5 protein-coding genes are annotated in these 6272 nt (G+C 62.7%); 2 read left to right on the top strand and 3 right to left on the bottom strand.

Annotated elements, in window-relative coordinates:
- Nucleotides 1-237: 237 nt before the first annotated feature.
- The 3 genes from V7Q53_RS08445 to V7Q53_RS08435 all read right to left on the bottom strand — a co-directional run bounded on the left by V7Q53_RS08445 (nt 238) and on the right by V7Q53_RS08435 (nt 3834).
- On the bottom strand, nt 238-945 hold the full coding sequence (locus V7Q53_RS08445) for a hypothetical protein (RefSeq protein ID WP_333828094.1): 708 nt from the start codon (nt 943-945) through the stop codon (nt 238-240).
- 84 nt (nt 946-1029) lie between these two features.
- The gene (parC, locus tag V7Q53_RS08440; RefSeq protein WP_333828093.1) at nt 1030-3330 is read right to left on the bottom strand and encodes a DNA topoisomerase IV subunit A; all 2301 of its coding nucleotides are present in this window, start codon (nt 3328-3330) and stop codon (nt 1030-1032) included.
- Nucleotides 3331-3378: 48 nt separating this feature from the next.
- Entirely contained in the window at nt 3379-3834 is a 456-nt protein-coding gene (locus V7Q53_RS08435; RefSeq protein WP_333828092.1) for an Lrp/AsnC family transcriptional regulator, read from the bottom strand.
- 133 nt (nt 3835-3967) lie between these two features.
- Here V7Q53_RS08435 and hppD point away from each other — a divergent pair, with 133 nt between their 5' ends.
- Together hppD and V7Q53_RS08425 are read left to right on the top strand one after the other, a co-directional pair.
- Nucleotides 3968-5071: a 4-hydroxyphenylpyruvate dioxygenase gene (gene hppD, locus V7Q53_RS08430; RefSeq protein WP_333828091.1), complete on the top strand. Its 1104-nt coding sequence runs from the start codon at nt 3968-3970 to the stop codon at nt 5069-5071.
- Nucleotides 5072-5233: 162 nt separating this feature from the next.
- Complete coding sequence (locus tag V7Q53_RS08425; protein ID WP_333828090.1) at nt 5234-6256, top strand: TAXI family TRAP transporter solute-binding subunit; 1023 nt, start codon at nt 5234-5236, stop codon at nt 6254-6256.
- The last annotated feature ends 16 nt before the right edge of the window (nt 6257-6272 follow it).

The following is a 6272-nucleotide window of genomic DNA, read 5'->3' as shown; positions in this document are numbered from 1 at the left end:
CAATGGTCCCGATGTTCACATGCGGTTTGTTACGTTCAAACTTTGCCTTCGCCATCAGGGGCTCCTTTATCTGATCGCTTGGTGGGGCGGGCCCACCCCGGTGTTGCGGCAGGGTGGGGGCGCCCCACCTGCTGGCCCGGCCAACATCGCGCGCCTCCTACTCAGGAAGCGGGGAAAAATCAAGCGGGTAGTGGCGGGTTTTTGCGCGGGGACTGACGACAGGGGCAGAGCGTGGCGTCAGGCGTCCTCTTCGGCGGGTTCCGGCGCCGTGTCTTCGGCAGAGGCGGGCAACACTCTGATTTCCTCACCGGGTTCTTCCGCCGCCTCGCCGGTTGCCGCTTCGGCTTCGTCTGCGGTCACCTCGCCGGTGGCGCTCAGCGTTCCGGCGGCGGGGGCCTGGGTGTTGAACCATTGCGGGTTCTCGGCCAGCCACATCTCGATCTGGAGGGCGGCATTGGTGGCGAGATTCTGCATCTGCTGTTCGCCGCTCTGGGTAAGGCCTGAGCTGAGCAGCGTCTCGCCCGAGACGCTTTCAAGAACCGTGATCTGCTTGCGTTCCTCATTGAGCGGGCGGCCCAGCTGATCATCCCACAGATGCACGCCGATGATCAGCACCGACCGCGGCGAGGCCACCAGCGGGACACCCGGGAGCGCCAGCACATAGGCATCGACCGAAACGGCGATGTGGTAAAGCCGCGTGCCCTCATAGCGCTCAAAGCGCCGCGCGACGGCATTGCGGATCGATTCTTCCCATTCCTCGGCGGTGGCCCGGCGCGAGAGGGGGCCAAGCTGGGCGTTGCTGGCGACGACAATGTTATGAGACAGCCGGAAATCACCCAGCTCCGCGCGTTCTTCGCCCAGATTGCGGCCATCGGCGCAGGCGGCAAGCAGGGCGGCGGCGGCCATGAGCAAGGCAAGGCGCAGGCGGGGAAAGATCGCAGTCATCAGCATATCCTGTCGGTTCCGGCCCAGAGGTAAAGCAAAGTGGCCTCCAAGACAATCCGGCGGGCAGAAGGGCTGCCCGCCCGCTCAGGTAAAGTGGTTATCACGCGGGAAGCCGCGCGGCGCCATCCGGCCCGAACCCGCCCGTTTGCCCAGCCACTCGGCCAGATCGCCCTCATGCCGGGTGCGCCCTGCCGGGTCTTTCCAGCTGAGGCCTTCGGTCAGGGTGAGGGTGGTCAGGTCGCTCAGCCCGCCGTCCTTGTATTTCTGCAGCCGAACGCCCTTGCCCCGGTTCATCTCGGGCAGTTCATCCAGCGCGAAGACCAGAAGCTTGCGGTTTTCACCCACCACCGCGACATGATCGCCCGCCACCGGGCGGCAGATCAGGGCACGAACCCCCTCGCGCAGGTTCAGCACCTGCTTGCCTGAGCGGGTCTGCGCCAGCAGCTCGTCGGCGGGGATGATGAAGCCATCCCCCTCGGAGGAGGCGACGATCAGCTTGCCGCTCTGAAATTTGAACAGATCGACGATCTGCGCCTCATTGGGCAGGTCGATCATCAGGCGCACCGGCTCCCCCATGCCGCGCCCGCCGGGCAGGTTGGCGCCCAAGAGCGTGTAGAACCGCCCGTTGGAGCCGAAGAGCACGATCTTGTCGGTGGTTTCGGCGTGGAAGGCAAAGCGGCCCTCGTCGCCATCCTTGAACTTGAACTCGGAATCAAGCGCGACATGGCCCTTCATCGCCCTGATCCAGCCCATTTTCGAGCAGACTACCGTGATCGGCTCGCGGTCGATCATCGCTTCAAGCGGCACTTCCTCGGCCTGTACGGCCTCGGCAAAGAGGGTGCGGCGGCGGCCCAGATCGGTGTGCTTGCCGAATTGCGTCTGAACCTTGCGCAGCTCCTCGCCGATGCGCTTCCACTGGCGGCGGTCCGAGCCCAGCAGGTCATCCAGCTCGGCGCGCTCTTTCAGCAGGGCGTCGCGCTCTTTGCGCAGTTCGATCTCTTCAAGGCGGCGCAGGCTGCGCAGGCGCATGTTGAGGATGGCTTCGGCCTGCACCTCGGTCAGTTCGCCCTCGCCCGGCGCGGGAGAGACATAATCCCGCTCATCGGTGGCGCGGGCGATGGCGCGGCCCCATGTTTCGCGCATCAGCGCGTCGCGCGGCGCCTCATCATAGCGGATGATGTCGATCACCCGGTCAAGGTTGAGATAGGCGATGATGAAGCCTTCGAGCACCTCAAGCCGGTGGTCGATCTTGTCCAGCCGGTGCTGAGAGCGGCGCAGAAGCACCTCGCGCCGGTGATCAAGAAAGGCGCGCAGCACCTCTTTCAGGCTACACACTTTGGGTGTGCGCCCGTCGATAAGCACGTTCATGTTCAGGCTGAAGCGCAGCTCAAGGTCCGAGTTGCGGAACAGCATGCCCATCAGCATTTCCGGATCGACGTTCTTTGAGCGCGGCTCAAGCACGATGCGCACGTCATCGGCCGATTCGTCGCGCACATCGCCCAGAATCGGCACTTTGCGGGTGTGGATGATCTCGGCCAGCTTTTCGATCAGCTTGGATTTCTGGACCTGATAGGGGATCTCGGTCACCACAATCTGCCAGACCCCGCGCGGAAGCTGCTCCACCTCCCATTTCGCGCGCAGCCGGAACGCGCCGCGCCCGGTGCGATAGGCCTCAAGGATTGATGCGCGCGGCTCGACGATCACGCCGCCGGTGGGGAAGTCAGGCCCGGGGATCAGGTCAACCAGCGCATCATCGGGCAGATCAGGCTCGGCGATCAGGCGGTGGCAGCCTTCGATCAGCTCATCAAGGTTGTGCGGCGGAATGTTGGTGGCCATGCCCACCGCAATCCCGCTCGAACCATTGGCGAGAAGGTTGGGGAAGGCTGCGGGCAGAACCACCGGCTCTTCCAGCGTGCCGTCATAATTGGGCCGGTAATCAACCGCGTTTTCGGCCAGTCCCTCCAGCAGAACCTCGGCGACGGCGGTCAGGCGGGCTTCGGTGTAGCGGCTGGCGGCGGGGTTGTCGCCGTCGATATTGCCGAAATTGCCCTGACCATCGACCAGCGGGTAACGGACGTTGAAATCCTGCGCCAGCCGCGCCATCGCGTCATAAATCGCGGAATCGCCGTGGGGGTGATAGTTGCCCATCACATCGCCACTGATCTTGGCCGATTTGCGAAAGCCCCCGGTGGAGGTCAGCTTCAACTCCCGCATGGCGAACAGGATGCGCCGGTGCACCGGCTTCAGCCCGTCGCGCGCATCGGGCAGGGCGCGGTGCATGATGGTCGACAGCGCATATTGCAGATAGCGCTCGCCCAGTGCGCGGCGCAGCGGTTCGGCAAGGGGGGCTTCGACCGGGTCGATCGGGGGGATATCGTCACTCATGGGCCCTACATAGCTTCTGGGGCGTTCCGGGGGAAAGGGGTTTTTGGCTCACAGTGGCAGCCCGGCAAAGCTTTTCAACTGGTCCATCACGATCTGGCTTTGCACCCGCGAGACGGCGGGGTGGGGCAGCAGGCGTTCATGGATCAGCCGGTTGAGGGCCGCAAGATCGGCGCACCAGATACGCAACAGGTAATCGGCCTCGCCCGTCAGGGTCCAGGCGTTGACGACTTCGGGCAGGGTGGCGATCAGCCGGGCAAAGGCCTTGGCCTGTTCGGGCGCATGGGTGGCCATCTGCACCTGAATGAAGGCCTGCACGTTCAGCCCCACCTTCGCCGGATCAACCCGGGCGACGGCGGCAGTGACATAACCCTCCGCCTCAAGCCTTACGCGGCGGCGCGCAGCCTGACTGGGCGACAGGTTGATGCGCGCGCCCAGTTCCTGCGCGGTCAGCAGGGCATTTTCCTGAATGGCTGCCAGGATTCGGGTGTCGGTTTCGTCAATCACGATAATTCATCGCATATATTGTGAATCTGGCGCGTAAAACACGCATTTTGTGCGCTGATCGTGCCATATTTCGCGCGCCCGGCGCAAGGCCTTCGATCTATCCTGCATTTCAGACACAGCTTTGGAGGAAATCATGGGTCCGTTCCCGCATGCCGCCCCGCGCGCCATCAGCTCGGCCAGCAACCCCGCTGGCACCGACGGCTTCGAATTCGTCGAATTTGCGCATCCTGAGCCCGAAAAGCTGCGCGAGCTGTTCACGCGCATGGGGTATGTCGTGACCGCACGGCACAAGACCCGCGCGATCGAACTGTGGCAGCAGGGCGATATCACCTATGTCCTGAACGATGAACCCGGCAGCCATGCGCGCGACTTTGTTGAAGAGCATGGCCCCTGCGCGCCGTCGATGGGCTGGCGCGTTGTGGACAAGGACAAGGCCTTTGAACATGCCGTGGCAAGCGGGGCTGAGCCCTATGAAGGCCCCGGCAAGATGATGGACCTGCCCGCAATCCGCGGCATCGGTGGCAGCCTGATCTATTTCACCGATGCCTATGGCACCGACGATCTGACCGGCCCCTACGGCGCCGAGTTCGATTTCATCGCTGATCCCAAGCCTGCCGGTGTGGGCTTTTACTACCTCGATCACCTGACCCACAATGTCCACAAGGGCAATATGGATGTCTGGTTCAAGTTCTATGGCGAGATCTTCGGCTTCAAGGAAATCCGGTTCTTCGATATCGAGGGCAAGCACAGCGGGCTGCTGAGCCGCGCGCTGACCTCACCCTGTCAGCGCATCCGTATTCCGATCAACGAGGACCGTGGCGAGACCGGGCAGATTGTCGAATACCTCAAGCGCTACAACGGTGAAGGCATCCAGCATATCGCGGTCGGCACCGAGGATATCTATTCCAGCGTCGATACCATCGCCGAGCGTGGCCTGAAGTTCATGCCCTCCCCGCCGCCCGCCTATTATGAGCTGAGCCACGAGCGGGTTGTGGGCCATGAGGAGCCGCTGGACCGGATGATGCAGCACGGCATCCTGATCGACGGCGAGGGGGTTGTGGATGGTGGCGAAACCAAGATCCTGCTGCAGATCTTCTCAAGAACCGTGATCGGCCCGATCTTTTTCGAGTTCATCCAGCGCAAGGGCGATGACGGCTTTGGCGAGGGCAATTTCAAGGCGCTGTTCGAGTCGATCGAGCGTGACCAGATCGAACGCGGTGCGCTGAAAGCCAGCTGACCACCCCTGAAGATCACGGCAAGCGCCCCGTTCCAGACCGGAACGGGGCGTTTTTTCTTGAAATGATGCCCGTGCTGAGCCCTAATTACCGCAGGGCGCAAACTGGCGCCTCAAAGACCGGGCATGGACCCGGCCAATAAAATGAAAACAGGGAGAGAGAATATGAACGACAGCATCATGCGCAGAACCGTTCTGGCCGCAGCCATGGCACTGCCGATGGCAGGCCTTGCCGGAATGGCCAATGCCCAGGCGCGCAGCTATGTCCTGACGACCGCCGGCACCGGCGGTACCTATTACCCGGTGGGGGTGGCGCTGGCCACGCTGGCCAAGATTCACCTGCAGAACGAGCATGGCATCGACATGTCGGCGATCAGCTCGGCCGGGTCGGGCGAGAACACGGTGCTGATGCGCGAAAATCAGGCGCAGTTCGCCATCATGCAGGGCCTGTTCGGTGCCTGGGCGCGCGACGGGTCCGGCGCATTGGCTGAGTCCGGTCCGCAGGAAAACCAGCGCTCCATTGCCATGCTCTGGCCGAATGTGGAGCATTTCCTGATTCATTCCAGCCTTGTGGAAACCGGAACGGCCGCTGACCTTGCCAATCTGACCGGGCATGGCTTTTCCATCGGCGCGCGCAATTCGGGTACCGAGCATTCCAACATCTTCCTGCTGTCGAACTTCGGCTTTGATTATGAAAACTGGGATCTGGTCTATCAGGGGTTCGGCCCCTCGATTGATACGCTGATCAATGGCGGGATCATGGGGGTGAACATCAATTCCGGGATCGGCGTGGGAACCGTGACGCGCGCCAAGGCCCAGATGGGTGATCAGGTCACCCTCCTGTCGGTCACCGATGAAGAGCTGGCGCAGTTTGACGGCGGCACCGGGCTTTACTTCCACATCACCATTCCCGGCGGCACCTATCCGGGGATTGACGACGATCTGGTCACCATTGCCCAGCCCAACTTTCTGGCGGTGAATGATGATGTGCCCGAAGAGGATGTCTATCTGTTCACGCGCACGATCTATGAGAACCTGGGCTTCCTGTGCAACATCCACCCGGCAACCTGCGACATGTCGCTGGAAAACGCGCTTTCGGGGCTGCCGCTGCCCCTGCACCCCGGTGCCGCGCGCTATTATGAGGAGGCGGGGCTGACCATCCCCGACAATATCGCACCAGTTGACTGAACGGCAGAAGGGCGGG

The organism is Pararhodobacter sp., from assembly GCF_036802785.1.
Classification (GTDB): Bacteria; Pseudomonadota; Alphaproteobacteria; order Rhodobacterales; family Rhodobacteraceae; genus Pararhodobacter.
This window is presented reverse-complemented; position numbering and strand designations above follow the sequence as displayed.

What these genes read in the sequence shown, in the direction of transcription:
- hppD (WP_333828091.1), top strand. Translation starts at nt 3,968, where the DNA reads ATGGGTCCGTTCCCGCATGCCGCCCCGCGCGCCATCAGCTCGGCCAGC.
- parC (WP_333828093.1), bottom strand. Translation starts at nt 3,330, where the DNA reads ATGAGTGACGATATCCCCCCGATCGACCCGGTCGAAGCCCCCCTTGCC.
- V7Q53_RS08445 (WP_333828094.1), bottom strand. Translation starts at nt 945, where the DNA reads ATGACTGCGATCTTTCCCCGCCTGCGCCTTGCCTTGCTCATGGCCGCC.
- V7Q53_RS08425 (WP_333828090.1), top strand. Translation starts at nt 5,234, where the DNA reads ATGAACGACAGCATCATGCGCAGAACCGTTCTGGCCGCAGCCATGGCA.